Source organism: Helicobacter hepaticus ATCC 51449 (genome assembly GCF_000007905.1).
GTDB classification, from domain to species: domain Bacteria; phylum Campylobacterota; class Campylobacteria; order Campylobacterales; family Helicobacteraceae; genus Helicobacter_C; species Helicobacter_C hepaticus.
Genome location: NC_004917.1, coordinates 1,227,657 through 1,247,682 on the forward strand (window position 1 = coordinate 1,227,657; position 20,026 = coordinate 1,247,682).

At 35.8% G+C, this 20,026-nt stretch carries 19 protein-coding genes and 1 tRNA gene; 14 read left to right on the forward strand and 6 right to left on the reverse strand.

Features of this window, described 5'->3' with window-relative positions:
* Positions 1-5: 5 nt before the first annotated feature.
* The 3 genes from HH_RS06130 to dnaE are packed head-to-tail and all read right to left on the reverse strand — an operon-like array spanning position 6 to position 7,084.
* Positions 6-2,906: an FAD-binding and (Fe-S)-binding domain-containing protein gene (locus tag HH_RS06130; protein ID WP_011116108.1), complete on the reverse strand. Its 2,901-nt coding sequence runs from the start codon at positions 2,904-2,906 to the stop codon at positions 6-8.
* A 51-nt stretch (positions 2,907-2,957) separates the two neighbouring features.
* Positions 2,958-3,374: an META domain-containing protein gene (locus HH_RS06135; RefSeq protein WP_011116109.1), complete on the reverse strand. Its 417-nt coding sequence runs from the start codon at positions 3,372-3,374 to the stop codon at positions 2,958-2,960.
* Between the two features lie 53 nt (positions 3,375-3,427).
* Entirely contained in the window at positions 3,428-7,084 is a 3,657-nt protein-coding gene (gene dnaE, locus HH_RS06140; RefSeq protein WP_011116110.1) for a DNA polymerase III subunit alpha, read from the reverse strand.
* 156 nt (positions 7,085-7,240) lie between these two features.
* Here dnaE and HH_RS09220 point away from each other — a divergent pair, with 156 nt between their 5' ends.
* A complete protein-coding gene (locus HH_RS09220) occupies positions 7,241-8,644 on the forward strand; it encodes an ankyrin repeat domain-containing protein (protein ID WP_011116111.1) in 1,404 nt (467 codons plus the stop codon).
* Here the strand turns inward: HH_RS09220 and nusA are convergent.
* Positions 8,641-9,768: a transcription termination factor NusA gene (nusA, locus tag HH_RS06150; protein ID WP_011116112.1), complete on the reverse strand. Its 1,128-nt coding sequence runs from the start codon at positions 9,766-9,768 to the stop codon at positions 8,641-8,643. The two genes, HH_RS09220 and nusA, sit on opposite strands and share 4 nt — an antisense overlap.
* Before the next feature lie 175 nt (positions 9,769-9,943).
* Between nusA and HH_RS06155 the strand changes: the two genes are divergently transcribed.
* From HH_RS06155 to HH_RS06190, 8 genes are all read left to right on the forward strand, one after another.
* Complete coding sequence (locus HH_RS06155) at positions 9,944-10,204, forward strand: HP0268 family nuclease (RefSeq protein WP_011116113.1); 261 nt, start codon at positions 9,944-9,946, stop codon at positions 10,202-10,204.
* Between the two features lie 27 nt (positions 10,205-10,231).
* The gene (gene miaB, locus HH_RS06160) at positions 10,232-11,620 is read left to right on the forward strand and encodes a tRNA (N6-isopentenyl adenosine(37)-C2)-methylthiotransferase MiaB (RefSeq protein ID WP_041309105.1); all 1,389 of its coding nucleotides are present in this window, start codon (positions 10,232-10,234) and stop codon (positions 11,618-11,620) included.
* Positions 11,614-12,258 carry a lysophospholipid acyltransferase family protein gene (locus HH_RS06165; RefSeq protein WP_011116115.1) on the forward strand — a complete coding sequence of 215 codons (645 nt, stop codon included), beginning with the start codon at positions 11,614-11,616 and terminating at the stop codon, positions 12,256-12,258. The genes miaB and HH_RS06165 overlap by 7 nt, the downstream gene beginning before the upstream one ends.
* A 68-nt stretch (positions 12,259-12,326) precedes the next feature.
* A complete protein-coding gene (locus HH_RS06170) occupies positions 12,327-13,361 on the forward strand; it encodes a hypothetical protein (RefSeq protein ID WP_226989479.1) in 1,035 nt (344 codons plus the stop codon).
* Positions 13,362-13,364: 3 nt separating this feature from the next.
* Complete coding sequence (locus HH_RS06175) at positions 13,365-13,913, forward strand: hypothetical protein (protein ID WP_011116117.1); 549 nt, start codon at positions 13,365-13,367, stop codon at positions 13,911-13,913.
* Entirely contained in the window at positions 13,906-14,487 is a 582-nt protein-coding gene (locus HH_RS06180) for a hypothetical protein (RefSeq protein WP_011116118.1), read from the forward strand. Before HH_RS06175 ends, HH_RS06180 begins: the two co-directional genes overlap by 8 nt.
* Positions 14,488-14,496: 9 nt before the next feature.
* On the forward strand, positions 14,497-15,450 hold the full coding sequence (gene rsmH / locus HH_RS06185) for a 16S rRNA (cytosine(1402)-N(4))-methyltransferase RsmH (RefSeq protein WP_011116119.1): 954 nt from the start codon (positions 14,497-14,499) through the stop codon (positions 15,448-15,450).
* Positions 15,451-15,819: a hypothetical protein gene (locus tag HH_RS06190; protein ID WP_011116120.1), complete on the forward strand. Its 369-nt coding sequence runs from the start codon at positions 15,451-15,453 to the stop codon at positions 15,817-15,819. It abuts the gene before it with no gap.
* Between the two features lie 14 nt (positions 15,820-15,833).
* Here the strand turns inward: HH_RS06190 and HH_RS06195 are convergent.
* Positions 15,834-15,924, reverse strand: a tRNA-Ser gene (locus HH_RS06195).
* A 164-nt stretch (positions 15,925-16,088) separates the two neighbouring features.
* Between HH_RS06195 and fabD the strand changes: the two genes are divergently transcribed.
* The 5 genes from fabD to HH_RS06220 are packed head-to-tail and all read left to right on the forward strand — an operon-like array spanning position 16,089 to position 19,159.
* Positions 16,089-17,024, forward strand: a complete 936-nt coding sequence (gene fabD, locus HH_RS06200; protein WP_011116122.1) for an ACP S-malonyltransferase — start codon at positions 16,089-16,091, stop codon at positions 17,022-17,024.
* A 14-nt stretch (positions 17,025-17,038) separates the two neighbouring features.
* Entirely contained in the window at positions 17,039-17,737 is a 699-nt protein-coding gene (locus tag HH_RS06205) for a 5'-methylthioadenosine/adenosylhomocysteine nucleosidase (RefSeq protein WP_011116123.1), read from the forward strand.
* A gap of 11 nt (positions 17,738-17,748) precedes the next feature.
* Positions 17,749-18,267 carry a SixA phosphatase family protein gene (locus HH_RS06210; protein WP_011116124.1) on the forward strand — a complete coding sequence of 173 codons (519 nt, stop codon included), beginning with the start codon at positions 17,749-17,751 and terminating at the stop codon, positions 18,265-18,267.
* A 9-nt stretch (positions 18,268-18,276) separates the two neighbouring features.
* On the forward strand, positions 18,277-18,747 hold the full coding sequence (locus HH_RS06215) for a prepilin-type N-terminal cleavage/methylation domain-containing protein (RefSeq protein WP_011116125.1): 471 nt from the start codon (positions 18,277-18,279) through the stop codon (positions 18,745-18,747).
* The gene (locus tag HH_RS06220; protein WP_034365030.1) at positions 18,734-19,159 is read left to right on the forward strand and encodes a hypothetical protein; all 426 of its coding nucleotides are present in this window, start codon (positions 18,734-18,736) and stop codon (positions 19,157-19,159) included. Before HH_RS06215 ends, HH_RS06220 begins: the two co-directional genes overlap by 14 nt.
* On the opposite strand, the gene HH_RS06225 is transcribed toward HH_RS06220, so the two are convergent.
* Complete coding sequence (locus HH_RS06225; protein ID WP_011116126.1) at positions 19,148-19,999, reverse strand: TIGR02757 family protein; 852 nt, start codon at positions 19,997-19,999, stop codon at positions 19,148-19,150. The genes HH_RS06220 and HH_RS06225 overlap by 12 nt on opposite strands.
* Positions 20,000-20,026 lie beyond the last annotated feature (27 nt).

Genomic DNA, 20,026 nt, shown 5'->3' on the forward strand with positions numbered 1-20,026 from the left:
ATTGTTTATAGAGATTCACTGACTTCATCAACAAGATAAAGTAAATTCTGCCATATAATATTTGTTTTATCATTTAAACCAATTTCACAAGTGCTAGAGCTCGCAAATCCTCGTCTTAAGTGTTTATCCACTTGCTTTTTTTGGACATAAAATTCGCTTAACTCTCTCAATGCGCTTTCATTAAGTTCTGGACATATAAAGCCTTTATTTCCAGCGAAACCACAGCATTGAGTTTTGGTGTGTTTAATGATATTTCCATTCGTGCAAGCTTTTGCAATAATATCAAGTGTATTATCCCACCCACCTTTTTTAGTGGCACACATCGCATAGAGTGCAATATCCTCATTTAAAGGTGTAATACGCAATCTTTCTAAAACCACTTTTGCAATGTATTCCGGCATATCAAAAACTTTGATGCCGCTTATATTTTGTAAATCTTGCTTATGTTTGATTGTTTGTATAAGCTCATAACTGCACGCACTATGGTCGCATACAATATCTATTGTCTCTTCACTTCCTTTCATCGTCTTCAAAGCCTCATAAAGCTCTTGTGCCTTTTGTTCTGAAGTTTTTGGATAATCTTTAAATGCCTTACCACAGCAGAGATTTGTAATATTATGTGGATAAATGATGTTTATGCCCGCTTTTTTACATAAAGATTCAAAGACTTCTTGCAAAGGACGTTTATCTAATGCTTTAATCGAGGGAGCAAGAACACGATTTATGCAGGTGCTAAAATATATTACTTTTTTATCACTTTCTATTTTTGATATAGAATCTCCAAAATAGACTTTTTCATTAGCGCGTGGCATACTTGTAGGAATATAAGGTGTTCTTAAGAGATTTTTTGTGGTTTTGCTCCATTTACTTATTGTATTTGCACCAAAAAAATGAGAACTCATATTCACAAACTTCAACCCTCCTTTAGCAAGTGCGAGGGTGCTACCAAAATGTTTGCCCAAGTTTGAAGCAATAAATTGTGCAATATTAGAAGTGAGAGTTGGTTTAAGCGTGAGAGCAATTTTTGCGCTATCAATTTCTAGTGGGCAAAGTGTTGCGCACATAGAGCAAATAGCACAAGTATCTATGCCAAAATAAACATAGCCCTCTTTAAGTTCTTTAAGCCATTTCTCCTCTTCTAAGCTTTTGGATTGTAGATTTTCAAGCCTTTTTATTTCTTTACGCACGGCAATACGTTGTCTAGGAGTGAATGTAAGCTCTTTGCTTGGACATACTTTTTCACAAAATCCACATTCCATACATTGATTGATAAAATCCTCCACCTCACTTGAGTGTTTGAGATTTTTTAAGTGAATACGGGCATCATTTGTGATGATTACATCGGGATTAATGAGATTATGTGGGTCAAAGATTGATTTGATTTTTTGATTGATAGCATAGGCGCTTTTGCCCCATTCTCTCTCTACAAATGGTGCAATCATACGTCCTGTGCCGTGCTCTGCCTTTGTACTTCCTCCAAGTGAAAGGACAGAATCCACCATAGCTTCCATAAATGCACCAAAACGAGCACTTTCATCTTTATCATTCAAATTTGGCGTGATGATAAAATGCACATTGCCCGAAAGAGCGTGTCCAAAAATGATACCCTCAAAATTAAATTCGGCAAAGAGTCGTGTAATTTCTTCAATGCCTTGTGCGAAAGATTCAATTTCAAAACAAATATCTTCTGTAATAACAATACTTCCACTAGGACGCAAAGACGCAGAGAGTGGTAAAAGTCCTTTGCGAATCTTCCACCACGATGCCATTTGTTTTTCATCTGTGCTAAAGTTTTCGCCAAACAAACTAGGTGCTACTTTGAGGGCTTGTGAAATCGTGTTTATTTTAGATTCTAAATCTTTGAGGGTAGAATCTTCTAATTGCACAAGGAGCGCACATTGTCCTTGTTTTACATTTAAGATTCGCTTGTCTATATCACCTAAATGTTGTGCTGATTTTAAACATGCATAATCCATTAGTTCTGCAGCAGAGACAATATCTTCATTTTCTGCAAGAATGCGCACCGCCTTTGCTGCAAGTTTGAGATTTTCATAAAAAAGTAAAGCACACGCTTTAAAAGTATAATCATCTACACACTCATATTCTACTTGAGAAACAAAGCCTAGTGTTCCTTCTGCACCAATAAAAATATGATTTAAAATATCTTTTATATCACTAAAATCAAGCAAAGTGTTGATGCTATAACCTGTTGTATTTTTGATAGCAAATTTGCGGCGGATAAGTTTAGGGAGTTCATCAGATTTTAAAATCTCATCACGTAATGCTAAAAGCGCACTAGCTTTGTCTTTATGATGAGTTAAAAATGATTGTATATTTTCATTTTCATTTGCTCTTGCACTTGTATCTAGCACAAAGCCATCGTGAAGGATTACCCGCACAGATTTAATCGTATTATAGCTATTTTGTTTGACGCCACAGCACATACCGCTTGAGTTATTTGAAAAGATACCGCCAATCATAGCATTATTAATAGTCGCTGGATCTGGTCCTATTTTTTTGCCAAATGGCTTTAATGCTTCATTTGCTTCGCTTCCTATTACGCCACAATCACATACAATACTTGAAGCATTATCTTGTATGGATATATTTTGCCATCTCGCATTTGCAAGTACAAGCACACTATCACTACACGCTTGCCCACTCAAACTTGTTCCCGCTGCGCGAAATGTAAGCGGAGTATTGTATTTTCTGCTCAAAGCAAAAAGTTTTACAATCTCACTTTCATCAAATGCCCAAACTATCACTCGTGGGACATAACGGTAACAAGAAGCGTCTGTGCCATAGGCAAATCTCCGCAAATAATCTGTGTAGATTCTATGTTTGAAATGTGATTGTGCTTCAGTAATAAATCCTGTAAAATCAGGCGTTAACGTGTTAGATTGCATATTTCCTCCTTTTGCTTTGTTTCATTATAGCTTAGAGAAAATAAAATAAACCTATCTACTGAATACCGCCTTGATATTTCCTTTTTGCAAAATAAGATTATTGCCTGAAATATAAGCAGAGGTATTGCCATCACTAAGAATCCGCATAAGCGCATCTTCAACTTCCATACTCTCTGGTGCGCACATCATACGTGTCATACCTGCACCACCAACTATAAGGGTATTTGCTTGAATTTGGTAATTGCCAAAAAAATTGTTGCATCCAGCATTACCATAAAAGCCTTTATCAGATTCAAAGTGGATAAATGCGTTATGCTCACTTAGCCCTACATTAATCTCTTTATGTCCATCACTTAATGTATTGAGTGTCCATTTAGCCATAATATCTCTTTGTATATCTTGTGCATTTCCACAACCTATTACCAATGCTCCTAGCATACCTGATAAGAAAAAATATTTAAGATTCACAAAAACTCCTTTATTAAAAAATATCATATTGTAGCTTATTATCTCAAATACTTTTATTCCTGCCACTCTAATTCTTTAAATGCTTCTTTAATTTGCGAATGAACTTTGAGGTGACTAATAAAAGTATAGCCCAATGTATCATTTTTAATACGCACTCGTAACTCACGTTCACCCTTAAGCTCTTTTGAGTAAGCCTTAAGTTTATCTAAAATGCCATTTTCAACGCAGCTCGCATCAATAACCACGCATAAGGGTGTGCAAACATCAATCTCACTAGGCTTCATATCAAGTGGGATAATCTTTGTATCTTCATCTTCTTGTGCAATATTTTTTATTATGGGCTCTATTTTTTCTTTAGCAGCTTCTTCAAGATTAAGAATCTTTAAAATACGCACATTAAATCTTTCTTCTCTCTCTTCTATTTTGCATTTAAGTGCCAAAGGCTCATCAAGATTGAATCCTTCAAGTGCTTCAAGGTGCTTTTCAAACACCATTATTTCAATTTTTCCACCATAATCTAGAAAATCAATACTCCCAAAAGGTTTGTTGCTTTTTTTGCTGATTCTTCGCTTGATTGAAAGAACCTTGCCTACAAGCATACATACAGAATTAAATTCTAGATTCTCTAATTCAAGACTTTTGATTATACCTTTGATATTTTTGAGTTTGTCTTTAAAGTCATCAAGAGGATGTCCTGATATATAGATTCCCATACATTCATACTCATAATCAAGCAAAGTGCGTATATCATATTCACCTTTATGAGTGATAGGTAAGTATATATTAATCTCTACCTCATCTTCACCAAAGAGTGAATTATGTATCATTTCTTGTGCTTTACTTTTTTCTCGCCCTTTATCACAGAGTATATCTATATATTCAAGCATACTTTTACGCGAGTAGCCTAGATTATCTAATCCTCCAGATTTAATCAATGGCTCTAAAGAGCGTTTTGTAAGTTTAGAGAAATCTACCCTTGCGACGAAATCTTCCAAACTCTTGTATGCACCATTTTTTTCACGCTCTTCTATGATATTTTCAATAGGTGCATCGCCTAGTCCTTTAATAGCGCTTAGTCCAAAAATGATTTTTTTCACTCCATCAAATTCACCCACACCAAAATTGTTTTCAGAAATATTCACGTGTGGAGGGACAATCTCAATACCAAGAGATTTTACCTCATCAATGTATTTTGCTATAGATTCTATTTTATTTGTCTCACTTGTGAGCATAGCTGCCATAAATTCGTGTTCATAATAAGTTTTTAAATATGCAGTTTGATAGGTGATCATTCCATAGGCTGCGGCGTGAGATTTATTGAATCCATAGCCAGCAAATTTTACGATAATCTCCCATAAATCCTCCGCTTTAGCACGATTATAGCCTTGCTTTTGTGCTCCATCAGCAAATTCTTTTTTTAGTCTTAACATTTCATCAAGCTTCTTTTTCCCCATAGCACGGCGGACTAAATCTGCACCGCCAAGAGAAAATCCACCAATGGTTTGCACAATTTGCATAACTTGCTCTTGATAGACAATAACACCATAGGTAGGTTTTAAAATAGGCTCTAGGGCGTCTATGAGATACTCAATTTTTACCAATCCGTGCTTACGCGCAACAAAATCATCAATAAGATCCATAGGTCCTGGACGATAGAGGGAAATCATTGCCACCACATCTTCAAAATTGCTTGGTTTGAGCCTTTTTGCTATTGCTTGCATACCTTCAGATTCTATTTGGAATAGTCCGAGCGTATTTCCGCTTTGGATTGTTTCATAGACTTTGTAATCGTCCATTTCCATTGTGCTAAAGTCAATTTCTTTTTCGTATCGCTTTTTAATAAGATTAATTGCATCATCAATTACAGTGAGCGTTTTAAGTCCTAAAAAGTCAAATTTAATTAAATCCACAGGCTCAAGCCAATTCATAGAATACTGCGTAGCGACACCATTCATTTTATCATTTGTATAAAGAGGGACTTTGTGCCATAGTTCTTCTTGGGAATCTATTACAATAGCTGCAGCGTGTGTGCCGGCATTGCGTTTTAATCCTTCAAGCAACAAGGCATAATCCCATACTTGTTTTGCTAAAGGACTTTTCTCTACAAGTTCTTTAATCCTCGACTCTTTTTCCCACGCACCATCTTTTTCTTTACCATCTTTACCTATGTGTTTTGTAAGGGTGATACCAAGCTCTGCTGGGATAAGTTTTGCAAAAGCATCAGCATCATTATAGGGCATATTAAGCACACGTGCGACATCTCGTATCACACCTTTTGCAAGGAGCGAACCAAAGGTAATAACTTGTGCGACATTAAACTTGCCATAAGTATTTGCTACATATTCTATCATCTCGCCGCGTCTGCGTTGGCAAAAATCCATATCAATATCGGGCATACTTACCCGCTCGGGATTCAAAAATCGTTCAAAAAGTAAATCATATTTAAGCGGGTCAATATTTGTAATCTTAAGTGAATACGCTACGAGACTGCCTGCTGCTGAACCACGTCCGGGTCCCACGGGGATATTATTTTGTTTTGCAAAATTGACAAAATCCCACACAATGAGCATATAGCCGGGAAATTTCATTGAACTAATCACTTCTATCTCGTGTTCTAGACGTTTTTTATATATAGGGTGAGATTCTGTGGGGATATGTTTAAGTCGCTCCTCTAGCCCTTGACGACATTTAAAGGCGAAATACACTGCATCATCAATAGATTCTAAAGAGCAATTAAGAATCTGTGGCAAATTTTCTTTAAGCGCATAATTTGTGGTATGTTTAAAAGTAGGAGGGGTTGCTGGAGTATTTTTTAATAGTATCTCACCTGTATGTTTGTTTTTAATCTCAATATTTTTCAAATCTAAATGAAGTTGGCATTTTTGCGCAATTTCTTGCGTATTTTCTAGCACTTCAGGCACATCACAAAAGAGCTTTTGCATCTCCTGCGGGGATTTAACATAAAATTCTTTAACTGAATGTTTTAGTCTATCTTTGTCGTTAAATGTTTTACCCATTGCCACACACATTGCTACTTCTTGCGCACTTGCATCTTCTTGCAAAGAATAATGCGTATCATTTGTCGCAATCACTTTAATATCAAGCTCTCTGCCAAGCTTTAGAATCTGCTCATCAATGAAAAGTTGGTCGTTAATGCCGTGTCGCATAAGCTCAAGGTAAAAATCTTCACCAAAAATATCTTTGTATTCTAATGCTACTTCTTTGGCTACTTCATAACCTTTTGCTCCAAATCGCACATTGCGTTGATTGCTGGTATTAAGTTGCCAATTTATCTCGCCTTGTAGGCAGGCTGAAGAGCAAACAAGCCCTTCGCTCCTCTCTCTTAGTAAAGCTTTGTTAATACGAGGATAGTAATAAAATCCCTCAATAAAAGATTGTGAGGAGAGATACATTAGATTCTTATAACCTATTTCATTTTTGGCAAAGAGGCAGAGATGGAATCGCTGCTTGATTGTTTTATCACCGAGTGTATCGCCATTATGCAGATAGGCTTCCATACCGATAATGGGATTAAGCCCCTCTTCTTTCATACTTACATAAAAATCAAGCGCACCAAACATATTGCCGTGGTCAGTAATCGCAACAGATTCCATACCTAATTCACGAATGCGTTTAGCTAGGAATTTAATTTTATTTGCGCCATCAAGTAAGGAGTATTCGGTATGAAGATGAAGATGTGTAAAGCTCATAAGTATGCCCTTTGAATGTAATATTCATTTTATTAAAAGTAAGTGAAATTATAAAATAAACTCCATTAGAAACACTTAAAATGGGAAAGATTCTTTATTTTAACATTAAATTTCATAGTTTATAATCTTGCTATATTTTATGGAGGAGATAGATTAATGAGGGTTTGGTATATTTTTGTCTTTTTGTGGATTTTGCCTTTGGGGGTAAATGCAAAAGATGAGCTTAGAAAGCACCCGTTGGCAGTTTTTGCAAATTGTGATGAAGTGTGCTTTGATAATGCACTCAATGATGACTTAACGCTTAAAGATGATATAGAGCCGATAAAAGCACCAAGTTTTGATTGCACAAAAGCTCACAATGCCATAGAACAAATGATTTGCAAAGACAAAGAGCTTGCTATGCTTGATGCACTTATGGCACAACGTTATAAATATGTCAAAGATTATATCCCCACACTTGTTGAAAGTAATTCACAACTCCAAGCAATAGGGCAAAAAGAGCTTAAAAATATGCTTTTATCAATGCAACGCGATTGGCTTAAAACTTTACAAAGTTGTCAGAATCTCCCTTCTAATAAGGCTCGCCTTTGTGTGAGAGAACTCCTTGCTCTCAGAGTGCTTTCTCTCGCTATATTTCCTTATGATAGATTTTACCCAGACACTCTAGGAGAACTTGATGATTTTAATAATATGGGTATATCATATTTTAATAATGCGTGGGATTTTATGACATATCTAAGCTTAAACTATGGTTGTTATAATGCTTTGTCAGTGCTTATTACAAATCAAACAGAGGCAAATAAGCCACTTGTTTATTATACATGGGAAAGATTTGAGCCAATGGATGATGAGGGCATGAGAAGTTATTTTTATGAGGATGTTCGCCAAGAGCAAAGTTCTTTAAGAATGACATTTTCTAATGAATTGAGTTTGCAATATCTCCTTGATAAAGGGGCAAAGGTAGCATTTGAAGATGTGCAAGAATTTTTGAGTTACTTTTTAAAGAGTTTTCCAAATAAGGCACAAAATCAAAGAATCTTTATGCGTTTATACAAACCAATCCGAGAGGATATTACTTCAGAGCAGTTTTATACACTTGTGCGAAAAATTGCACTAGATAATACTGCTGATAAAGGATTTGAAAGAGTATCCTATGAATTATTGCCTCTCATCTTAAAGGATAAGGGGGAAGATATTGATTTAAATGCTAAAGATGAAAATGGTAATACGCTAATGCACCATATTGCATATAATGCAACCTACGCAGACAATATAAGTGTATTTCATATTCTTAAAGATTTTGGTGCAGATGTGAATGCGAAAAATAAAAATGGTGATACGCCCTTGCATATATTGACACAAAAAGGCAACCCTTATCTCATCGCTCAACTTTTGGCACTCGGAGGGGATTCTTCAGTGCGCAATAATGAAGGATTAATACCATTGCAGGTAGAAATATTTTCTGGAAATTATTATCGTGAAGTGCTTAAGCTTTTATGTGAGCAACAGGCAAAAGAGGAGACAAAAATACAAGAGTGTATCGCGCAACATCTAAATTAAGACTTAAAGAGGGAGCTAAGCGCGTCTATACCTGTTTTTTCAGCTGGGGTATTTTCATTTTCAAGTGGCTTAGATTCTGTAATTTCTTGGAGTTCAATATCGCATTCACATAACATACTTGCAAGACGTATATTTACACCATTTTTACCAATAGCTTTACTTTTTTGCTCACTTTTTATTTGCACGATTGCTTTTTTTCGCTCTCCCTCTTGTGCCTCTTCAATCTTAACACTGACTACTTGTGCGGGGGTCAAAGCCTTAGCGACAAAAATTTCAAGTGTGCTATGATACTCCACGCAGTCAATATTTTCATTTGCTAATTCTTTGCTTACAGCATTGATTCTTACACCTTTAACGCCTACGCAGCACCCAATGGGGTCAATACGTGCACTATTTGAATATACAGCAACTTTTGCCCTATCACCGGGTATTCTCGCACTTTTGTGGATAATCACTTCATTATCTTTTATCTCTGGCACTTCCATTGCGAGGAGTTCTTCTAAAAATTTCGGCGTTGTGCGGGAAAGTTCCACTTGCAATCCATTACGATTAATGCCTACAAATTTTAAAATTGCTCGCACACAATCACCAACTTTGAAATTTTCGCCCTTAATGCGATTTTTTTGTGGCAATATTGCGCGGATACTTTCAATTTCTATAAAGGTATTGCCGCTATCATCTATGCCCACAACTTGCCCATTAACGATTTTACCCACCATTGCGCGGAAGTTTTGCAAGATTTGATTTTCAATGGAACGTTGCAAATTGTATTCAAGATTTAAAAAAAGCTTATTAATAGCCCCTCTACTCATAGCATCTAATTGCAATTCGCAATCTACTTCATCACCTATGCTTACATCACCAAGTCCTTTTGCTTGAGAAAGAGGGAGGAATGTCCCTAGATTCTCCTCGCTTAAATCTTGCTCATCTGCACATACTTTCATACGATAAAAAAGCTTGAGTGTGCGCTCTTTAGCATCTTGCTCAACAAAATAATCATAATGTGGATTAATCTCTTCTTGAGCAATTTTAATTAAGCCTTCTTTGACAATTTCTAACACAGCTTGCGATTCTAAGCCTTTATCATAAGCAATTAAATCAATAATATCTAAAATCTTTTCCATAAAATCCATCTCCTTAGGTCTATATTGTGGGACTATGCCTTCATAGCTTGCGGATTTGTAGGCTATATGGCTTAATGAAGAATTATAGATTATAATAAAATTTTGCTTAAAGTTTCACAAATATGCCTTTTTTGGCTATAATGCGAGATTCTATACTTTAAATTAAGGAGAGATTATGGAACTTAAACTTGCTAAAAGCACGCTCTCTCAAGCGAATGCTAAAAATAAAGTCAATGTAGCAAAAATAAGTTATGAAGATATGCTCAAAAAATGCGCACAAGGAGAACATATTTTCTATTTTGATAAAGAAAATTCGCATAAGGAAATGCAAAAAGTATGTGCTTCTTTCCAAAAAGCAGGCTATAATACATATCTCAATGAAGTGCGCTATGGTCTTGATGAAGCAAGTTATATCTATGAACTTCATATTATCTAAAATCATAGAATCTATACACTTGAGACAATGAAACTTTTTATACAAACATTGGGTTGTGCAATGAATGAGCGCGATTCTGCGCATATGATTGCCGAATTACGCGATAAAAAACATTATACTCTTACAAATGATATTAAACAAGCAGATTTGATTCTTATTAATACTTGCTCTGTGCGCGAAAAACCAGAAAAAAAGCTTTTTTCTGAAATTGGAGCATTTGCCAAAGAAAAAAAAGCAGGGGCAAAAATCGGTGTTTGTGGTTGCACAGCCAGTCATTTGGGTGAGGAAATTATCAAAAAAGCTCCAAGTGTAGATTTTGTATTAGGTGCAAGAAATGTATCAAAAATAACGCAAGTGCTTGAGCGTCCCAAAGCCGTTGAGGTAGATATTGATTATGATGATAGCACTTATGTGTTTGCCTCTTCACAAGGTATGGGTATCAAAGCGCATCTTAACATCTCCATAGGTTGTGATAAAAAATGTAGTTATTGCATTGTGCCCTTTACGCGTGGTAAAGAGATTTCAGTTCCTAAAGATTTGCTTATATCTGAAGCAAAAAAATGTGTGGCAAGTGGTGCGAAAGAATTACTTTTATTAGGGCAAAATGTTAATAATTATGGCGTGAGATTTTCACACTCTCACCCAAAAACAAATTTTACGCAGCTTTTACGCGCTTTGAGCGAGATTGATGGTTTATACAGAATCCGTTTTACTTCTCCACACCCATTGCATATGGACGATGAATTTTTAGAGGAATTTGCAAGTAATCCTGTAATTGCCAAAGGCATACATATTCCATTACAAAGTGGTTCAAGCCAGATTCTCAAAATGATGAGAAGAGGTTATGATAAGCAATGGTATCTTAACAGAATTGCTAAACTTAAGTCCCTTGTCCCTAATGTTGGCATTGGCACAGATATTATTGTGGGATTTCCTACCGAATCCGAGCAAGACTTTGAAGACACGATGGAAGTACTTTCTCTTGTAGAGTTTGATACGCTTTATAGTTTTGTATATTCGCCTCGTCCGCATACAAGTGCGTTTGAATATGACAAAAGTATGCTTGTGTCTCCTGAAGTGGCAAAAGAGCGTTTAGCACGATTGCAAAATCTTCATAAAGAGATTCTTAGCAAAAAAGCACAACTTGAAATTGGACGCATTCATAATGTGCTTATTGAAAATCACTACAATGGTGAGGGGCAGTGTTGGAGTGAGGGGCGTAGTAGTAGCAATAAGCTGATTAAAATTTTAGATAAAAAATGTGAGATTGGTTCTATCGTAAAAGTAGAGATAACACACAATGAAGGTGGTGGGCTTATGGGGAGATTTATAAATGAACTAAGTCTTAGCGAAGCACTTGCTTCTAAGGAATATTTTCAAAATCCTATATACATTCAAGAAGGTGCCTTATGCTAAGTCGTGAGAGAAAACGTCAGATACTTATTAAAATCGCTCCACCCATTATGTATGCTGCATTGCGTATTTTATATGCTCTTACACGACATAGATTTCACATCAATGAGCACGCAAAAGAGCACAATTTTATTGGTGCATTTTGGCACGGAGAACTTCTTATGTTGCCTTTTTTATATAAGAGATTCCAAAAGGTTGTAAGTAAAGAGCGTGATAAGGGTTTTTATATCGTGCAATCTCATCATTTTGATGCTGAACTTATGGTGCGTGTTATTGCACTTTTTGGTTTAAAAACTTTACGCGGTTCGTCTTCAAAAGGTGGTTTGCGTGTATTAATGGAAGCCTTGAAGTTGCTTAAAGGAGGGTGCGACATAGGAATGTCTCCTGATGGACCAAAAGGACCTTATCATTCCATATCTGATGGCATAGTGGTGATGAGTCAAAAAACTGAGCGGTATATTGTCCCTATACGCGTAGTGTATAGTCGTTATTGGGAGTTAAAAACTTGGGATAAATTTCGTATTCCTAAACCATTTTCGCGGGTTGATTATCATATGCTTGATGGTTTTGTCATTGATAAAAATATGAATTTACAAGATGCAAAAAATTTAGTGCGCTTACATTTAGAAAAGGAACTCTAAATGCTTATAATTGATTCAAACTTCACCAAAGTTTTGCTAAAATTGATAAAAATTGTAAATATGTGAGGGTGTGTAAGTTGTTAAAGTTTTTGCTTCGTCCTTTTTTTTCTACGGTTTTAATCGGCGTGAATCTCGACGCCAAAGTTTGTTCGCTCAAAATTGTTGTGCTTAAGAATGGACACGTTAAAAGCAGTGTAAGTAAGGAATTTAAAATTGTAAATAAAGAACTGCCTATGGAGGCAGCAAAGTTGATTGCTGATTATAAACGAAAATATCCTTTTACCTATTTGAGCGCAATGAGTAAGACTTATAATCAGGGTTTGGCAAATTGTTCTAAAAAGGGTGAGTTGATTAAATTTGGCGTTAATGCCAAGACTTCACATATTATTGAAATGCCTAATCATTGGCTTTTTTATATCCAACAGCTGGCTGTTGATGAAAATCGCGTAAAGTTTATTCGTGCTTTGGGATTGGATTATCTTTTTTCTCCATTTGTGCTTGTATATGAGAGTATTAAGGGGCGACTTACCGAAAAAGTGCGCTTGTATGTATTACAAGAGCGAGCAAGCATTACACTTTTTGTAGCAGATAAAAAAGGTGTGTATTTTGGCGGGTTTTTTATGGTTGGTGGTGAGTTGGAGAACAATGAAGATAAAGGTGCTTCTATGCTTGAGATACATTCAGCAAAAGAAATGAGTGATTTGGATTCTATACTTGGTTCTATTGATGAGCTAAAAGAAATAGGTGAACTAGAAGATTTAGATGAAGAGCTTATTCGCAAGGAATTTACGCCCCAAGAGATAGATTCTCAAAAACAACAAGAGGCTGAAATGTCTCGTTTGGAAGGATTAAGGGATTTAGCGCGAGCTTCAAATGCAACAGAGATTCTCAAAAATTCTATTAATGAGTTTTATAGCAATCCTATCTATAATAGCACACAATTTATAGAAACTATCGTGCTTTTGGATACTTATGGTATGACAGAACAAGCAGTTGCCCATATCCGTAATACGCTTATGATTGAAGTGGAAGTGCGCTCAATTCATATTCCCGATGCTCTTATTGATCTTGCTAAAGCCGAGCTTAAAGATAATAGGGGTTAAAATATGGCTTATAGTTTCATACGCCCTAAACCTAAGAGTATTTTTAAACGTTATACAAAAATTTGGTTTGTATATAGTATATTGGCTGTGGTATGTATTTGTGGTTTTGCAAAGGTATTGGAAAAGCAAATTATTGCTAAAATCAATGAACAAACTCATATTGAGGAAAATATTCAAAACATCAAGCTTAAAACTATTGTAATTAAGGACTATATAGAGCGACTAGATTATGAAATAACAATGGGTGAGAATATACAAACACAAAATAAAATGCTTAAAGATGGGTTATCAAATCTTCTTAAACTCATTCCAGACCAAATCACAGCTAAAAGTATAGAGTTAAATTATAATTCTCTTATAATGAAAGGTTTAACACCTTCAAAGGAAGTCTATAAATTTCTTTTAGAAGCTCCTTTGCGTGCAATTTTTACGCAGGTAAGAGTAGAATTTTATCCTCTTGTAAGCGGGTGGTTTAATTTTGTTGCTGTGAGCAAGGCGAATCCTACACTTAAACCTCTTAAAAATGACAAAAAGGAGCAAAGTGATGAATAGCGATTTTCGTTTAGAATTTGCGCTTAAAAACTTTGTGTGGTTTTTGGTATTTGCAGCCATTTGTGTTTTTTGTGTAAGCAAGATTCTTTTGCCTCAAATTAATGAATATAAAAAACAAGCTCTTGAGAGTAAAAAATCAAAAATTGCTTTTAACCAAATCAATAAAGATTATCAAGCTATAGAAGCGCAACTTAAAACACTCTCTATCCAACATTATAAGATGCTCTTAAGCCTTCATAATCAAGGCGATGAAGCAAAATTACAAGCTTTATTGCAAGATTATTTCACAGAAGTAGAAGTAAAAAAGCTCAATACCACGCGCGAACAAGATATTCTTGATACAAGATACCAAGTTATCGGTTATGCACCTACTACACAGAGTATTGAAGATTTTATTTTATGGGCAAATACAATGCCTTATTTTGCGCGTGTAGAGTTGCCGCTTAAAATGGAACTTGATGAGAAAAGCAAACAAATTTATTTTGTGATAGTGATAAGTTTAAAAAATTCAGATTATAAAGAACATCAAATTATTCTTGAGAACCATTTGCGATTTGATTATTTCAAGCCTTAATAGAGTATAATGAAACATTATTCAGTTTTAAAAAATGAAATGATACAGGCTTTGGATTGTTTGAAAGAAGATTCTATCTTGATTGATTGCACTTTGGGCTTTGGAGGGCATACTATTGGGGCATTGCAGGCTTATCCAAATATTGAAGTTTATGCTTTTGATAAAGATATATATGCACTTAATCTTGCCAAAGAGCGATTAAAACCTTATTTGCAAAACATTCATTTTTGTCATAATGCTTTTTCTCAATTTTTAGACATTGTGCCAAATGTGGTATTGCCTCGTGTAAGGGGCATTATTGCTGATATTGGTGTAAGCTCTATGCAGCTTGATGAAACGCAACGTGGCTTTAGCTTTGTCTCTTCCACGCTTGATATGCGTATGGATACACGAGCAGACTTGAATGCTACAAAAGTGATTAATACTTATTCGCCTATTCGTTTAGAAGAGATTTTCAGAATCTATGGAGAAGTGCGCCAGAGTAAAAAACTCGCAGAGATTATTGCATACGAACGCAAGAAAAAGCCTTTTAGCTCTTGCTTAGAATTAAGCACACTTATTGAGCAACATTTTCCTCGTGTTGGAGGTATACATCCAGCGACACTAGCTTTTCAGGCACTACGCATTGAGGTTAATGATGAACTAGGCGAGCTTAAGCGATTGCTCCATAACATAGAACTTGCTTTTGATGAGGGCAAAATTGCATCTTGTAGGGTAGGAATCATCTCTTTTCATTCTCTAGAAGATAGAATCATTAAGCAATGTTTTAAACAATGGAGCAAATCGTGCATTTGCGCAGAAGAAAGTTTAAGGTGCGAGTGTGGCAATAATCACGCTAAAGGGCAGATTCTTACTAAGAAGCCAATTATCCCAACCCCACAAGAGATAGCGCAAAATAAGCGTTCTCGTAGCGCAAAATTAAGAATTTTTGAATTAAAGAGTTCTAAAGATAAAGGAGTATAAATGAATAGTGAAAATTATAAAACTATGCGTCTTGATGATATTATTCTTCCTAAATCGCGTGTGAGCGAATGGGAAAAAGAAGAGATTGCAAATGCCATTCAAAGCGAAGATGGTAAAAAAGAAAATAGTTTTTCAAAGAAAAATACACAAGGCTTGGGTTGGTATGAACTTAAAGTTGCTGGTTATATTATGCTTTTTGTGCTGATAATAAGCGTGCCAAAAATCTACCTCTCTAGCAATATTTATTATTTAAGCAAAGAGATTGCAAATCTTCAAACCCAGTATGCTATGCTTATTGATGAAAATAGGCGATTAAAACACGATGTAGAGAGTTTGCGTTATAAATTTTTGATTCTTAATGAATTTTAGATTCTGTAAAAAGGTGGCGGACAGGGAGGGATTCGAACCCTCGATAACCTTGCGGCTATGCATCCTTAGCAGGGATGTGGTTTCAGCCAACTCACCCACCTGTCCATATAAAAAAAGAACGCTATTGTAGGGGAAAAATGATAAAACTACACTTAACGCCACTTAAAGGATAGGCAAAGTGAAAATAAAATTTTCATAGATACCAAAAGACAAATAAAGCAAAGTAATGTTAGAATCCTCTCTTTTCATTTTAGGCTTAAAGGATTATGATGAAATACGCATTTATTTTTCCCGGACAAGGCTCCCAAAAAATAGGTATGGGCAAGGAATTTTATGATAACTTTGCTGTGGCAAAAGAGCTTTTTGAGGAAGCATCTGATAGCTTGGGTTTAGATATGAAACATCTTCTTTTTGAAGAAAATGATAAACTTAACCTTACATTATATACTCAGCCAGCAATTTTTCTTGTCAGTGCTATTGCTCATAGTGTTTTTCAAAGCGAATGTCCATTAATGCCAAAAGTGGCTATGGGGCACTCTCTTGGTGAAGTAAGTGCAGTAGTATTATCTGAAGGTATGAGTTTTTCACAAGGGATAAAACTTACACATAAGCGTGGAGAGCTTATGACACAGGCGTGTGAAGGCAAAGATGCAGGAATGATGGTTATTGTAGGCGTGGAGGATAAAAAACTTGAGGATTTTTCGCAAGAAGCACAAAAAAATGGTAAAAGCATTTGGTGTGCAAACTATAATGGCAATGGACAAGTTGTACTTGCAGGGTGTAAAAAAGACTTAAGTGAAGCAGAATCTACCCTTAAAGCACTTGGTGCAAAGCGGGCACTTTTGCTTCCTATGTCGGTTGCTAGCCATTGTCCTATGTTAGAATCAGCTCTACCAGCTTTCACACAGCTTTTAGATGAAAGCTTGAATGAGCATCTAAGCACACCTATTCTTTCAAATGCTACACTTGAAACTTATAATACAAAAGCACAAGCAAAATCATTACTAAGCAAACAGCTTACACACCCTGTGCTTTATAAGCAATCTATTCTTAGGCTTAATGATGAGGTTGATGCTTTTATTGAATTTGGTAATGGCAGTGTATTGCGGGGATTAAATAAGCGCTTAAGCACTCTACCTACTTGGAATATTGAGAATCTTGCAAGCTTGAAGGAATGTATTGATAGCATTAAGAGTGGAGTTTAAATAAAGGAGTATCTATGACACTTGGTATTATAGGGGCAATGATTGAAGAGATTACGCCTTTGCTTGAGCTCTTTGGTGATTATAAAGGCAGACAAGTTGGCGGCAATACTTATTATGAAATTCAAAGAGGTGAACACAAAATTTTTGTTGCTTATAGCAAAATTGGCAAAGTTCATTCCGCTTTGACATCAAGCACAATGATTTTACATTTTGGTTGCGAGAAAATTATTTTTAGTGGTGTAGCAGGCGGTTTGAGTGCAGATTTGAAAGTGGGTGATTTAATATTGGGGCAAAAACTTTGTCAATATGATGTAGATATTAGTGCATTTGGACACCCATTGGGTTTTATTCCTGAGAGCAAAATTTTTATAGAATCTGATGCTACACTCAATAGCATTGCACGTGAGATTGCAAAGAAACAAGGCATTAAACTTAAAGAAGGCACTATTGCATCAGGTGATGCTTTTATAGCTGATTCTCAAAAAAAGCAGTGGATTATCCAGCATTTTGGAGCTGATGCAGTAGAAATGGAAGGAGCATCTGTAGCTGTAGTATGTGATTTGCTTGCTGTGCCATTTTGTATTTTACGCTCCATTAGTGATAGTGCTGATGGAAACGCCGATGTAAGCTTTGATGAATTTTTGGTAAGCTCGGCAAAACGCAGTGCTGATTTTGTAATGATGATGTGTGAAATGATTTTAGCCCACAAATAAAGGAGCATTTTATGAAAACAATTACTCTTTTGCGCCACGCCGATACAATAAGTAGGGAAGAATACCGACTCAACAATAAAAAAGATAAAAGTGATATTTTTCGTCCATTAAGTAAGCTTGGTAAAACTCAAAGTAAGCATATAGCGCATTTAGCTGCACAACATTTGCACTTTGATGTCATCTTTTGCTCACCTGCTAAACGCACACAGCAAACGCTTAAACCCTTAAGCAAATATGTGCGTTCGGATTCTATAATTCTGTGTGATGAGATTCTTCCTGATTGCGGACTTGAGGGATATATGAAGCTTATAGAAAAAAAATCATTTCAAAAAGCACAAAATGCGCTTATTGTAGGACATCAACCTGATTTAAAGAGTTTTGCAACTTATCTTTGTCCTTCATTTCGTGCACTTGTCCCTAAGGGCGTATTGATGAGGTTTATACTTCATTCTGGCAGCAATGGACTTGAAGGACAAGGTGTAATTGATTTTATTTTGCCACCCTTTATGCTTGAAGATTTTAAAAAATAAGGAATAAGTATGAGATATGCTCACTATATACGCACAAAGCGTGGAGCATTTAGTATGATGGAGCTTGTATTTGTTATCATTATACTTGGGATTCTTGCCGCCATTGCGTTGCCACGACTTTCACTCACACGTTCTGATGCTCAACTTATTGCAGTGGAAAATGATATTATTGGAGCGCTTAATGCAATTCAGCGCGAAGTTTTTAGTCAAAATATTGAACCCTCTACTCTTGATGGAGTAAAAATGCTTGAACTTGCTGGCCTTAGTCATTCGCGCTGGATAGCACAGAATAATGGTGTGCGACTTGCCAAAAATGGTGTGCTTGATACACAAAATGATTGCATAACGCTTATGCAAGAAAATGGTAAAATTATCTTTTTTATTCAACCCAAAGCAGATTCTACTTTATGCACCAAATTACTTGAGCGACATAAGATGAGGCGAGAAGTGCCGCTTAGCACCTCAAATGCAATTTTCTAACAGAGGAGCATTTAGCTCGTTTGAAATATTATGTGTCATTATTATCATCGCCATTATTATGAGTGTAGGGGTGCGATATATGGGGCATATTGCACATAAACAATGTATCTCTCGCCTTAAATCTCAACTTGCCCATACGCAAAATGCTTTGAGTATGTATTATGCAGATGCTTTTATTCGTGCAGATGTGATAGATTATACTCAAGCACAAAGTATTTTAAAGCATTTGGAGAAAAGCAATACTTCAAAGTGTGCTTTTAGTGTGCAAGGAAGCAAGATTATTGCCCATATTGGTATAGAATATCTTACTTTTACACTTGAGCCGCCTACCCTTGAAAAAAATCCTAAAATTTCTTGCAAACTTTCCTCGGCTCTTTGCAAAGATTTTAGTGATAGGATATTAGATAAATAAATCCTCACATATATCTTGTTTGCTTTGTCCTATACGATAGAGGGCAAAGTCATATGATATAGGGTCGTTAGGGTTTAGCATACATAGGGTATCAGTGGCTTGCAGTGCGCTTTGTAAATCATAACTTTTGCGTTTTAGAATCTTAAGCTTAAGGCAAAGTTTAAAAGTATGAGTATCAAGAGGCAATATTAAGTGTGAAGTTGGTATATGCTCTTGCCAACAACCAATATCAATCTCATCTTTGCGCACAAGCCATCGTAGGAGCATATTCCAACGTTTTAATGCACAAGCACCAGTGGGAAATGCACCATAAGTATTTATATGGACACTATAAGATGTGCCAAATGCAAAATGTAACCCTTTACTTTTAGTGTCTTTACATAAAAAAGAATAAAGAGCATCAATGCAATGATAAATACTATAAAGAATGCGTGCGTGGTTTTTATTTGCACTTTGATGCCAAAGTGCAAAATGTGCAGGAGGATTTTTATAGGCTTTAAGAAAATATGTGAGCAAACCACCATTTTCAAGCATACAAGCCACAGATTCAAATATATTTTGAATATCTGCACTTGTTTGAAATCTATAATAAGGAAATGTCGCATTGCGTATTTTTGTGCGAGAGTGCAAAAGTGAGAAGTCAAGTTTTTGGAGCATCTGCACGATTGCTTTTGCATTTCCATAAGAGAGAAGCGCACATATAAGAGCAATTTCTGCAAAATAAGGCGTGTGTTGGTATTTTTTTGCCACAAGTAAAGGGTCTGGATTTTGCGCATTTATCTCTTGAGAAGTATTTTTAAGCATATAGTGAGCATCAAGCATTGCCTTAAGCTTTTTCACGATATTCCTTTATCGTTGGTATTTTTG

Bases quoted from the DNA above. Each gene is read 5' to 3' on its own strand.
- HH_RS06130 (WP_011116108.1), bottom strand. From the start codon at position 2,906: ATGCAATCTAACACGTTAACGCCTGATTTTACAGGATTTATTACTGAA.
- dnaE (WP_011116110.1), bottom strand. From the start codon at position 7,084: ATGAGCTTTACACATCTTCATCTTCATACCGAATACTCCTTACTTGAT.
- HH_RS09220 (WP_011116111.1), top strand. From the start codon at position 7,241: ATGAGGGTTTGGTATATTTTTGTCTTTTTGTGGATTTTGCCTTTGGGG.
- nusA (WP_011116112.1), bottom strand. From the start codon at position 9,768: ATGGAAAAGATTTTAGATATTATTGATTTAATTGCTTATGATAAAGGC.
- HH_RS06155 (WP_011116113.1), top strand. From the start codon at position 9,944: ATGGAACTTAAACTTGCTAAAAGCACGCTCTCTCAAGCGAATGCTAAA.
- miaB (WP_041309105.1), top strand. From the start codon at position 10,232: ATGAAACTTTTTATACAAACATTGGGTTGTGCAATGAATGAGCGCGAT.
- HH_RS06165 (WP_011116115.1), top strand. From the start codon at position 11,614: ATGCTAAGTCGTGAGAGAAAACGTCAGATACTTATTAAAATCGCTCCA.
- HH_RS06175 (WP_011116117.1), top strand. From the start codon at position 13,365: ATGGCTTATAGTTTCATACGCCCTAAACCTAAGAGTATTTTTAAACGT.
- HH_RS06180 (WP_011116118.1), top strand. From the start codon at position 13,906: ATGAATAGCGATTTTCGTTTAGAATTTGCGCTTAAAAACTTTGTGTGG.
- rsmH (WP_011116119.1), top strand. From the start codon at position 14,497: ATGAAACATTATTCAGTTTTAAAAAATGAAATGATACAGGCTTTGGAT.
- HH_RS06190 (WP_011116120.1), top strand. From the start codon at position 15,451: ATGAATAGTGAAAATTATAAAACTATGCGTCTTGATGATATTATTCTT.
- fabD (WP_011116122.1), top strand. From the start codon at position 16,089: ATGAAATACGCATTTATTTTTCCCGGACAAGGCTCCCAAAAAATAGGT.
- HH_RS06205 (WP_011116123.1), top strand. From the start codon at position 17,039: ATGACACTTGGTATTATAGGGGCAATGATTGAAGAGATTACGCCTTTG.
- HH_RS06210 (WP_011116124.1), top strand. From the start codon at position 17,749: ATGAAAACAATTACTCTTTTGCGCCACGCCGATACAATAAGTAGGGAA.
- HH_RS06215 (WP_011116125.1), top strand. From the start codon at position 18,277: ATGAGATATGCTCACTATATACGCACAAAGCGTGGAGCATTTAGTATG.
- HH_RS06220 (WP_034365030.1), top strand. From the start codon at position 18,734: ATGCAATTTTCTAACAGAGGAGCATTTAGCTCGTTTGAAATATTATGT.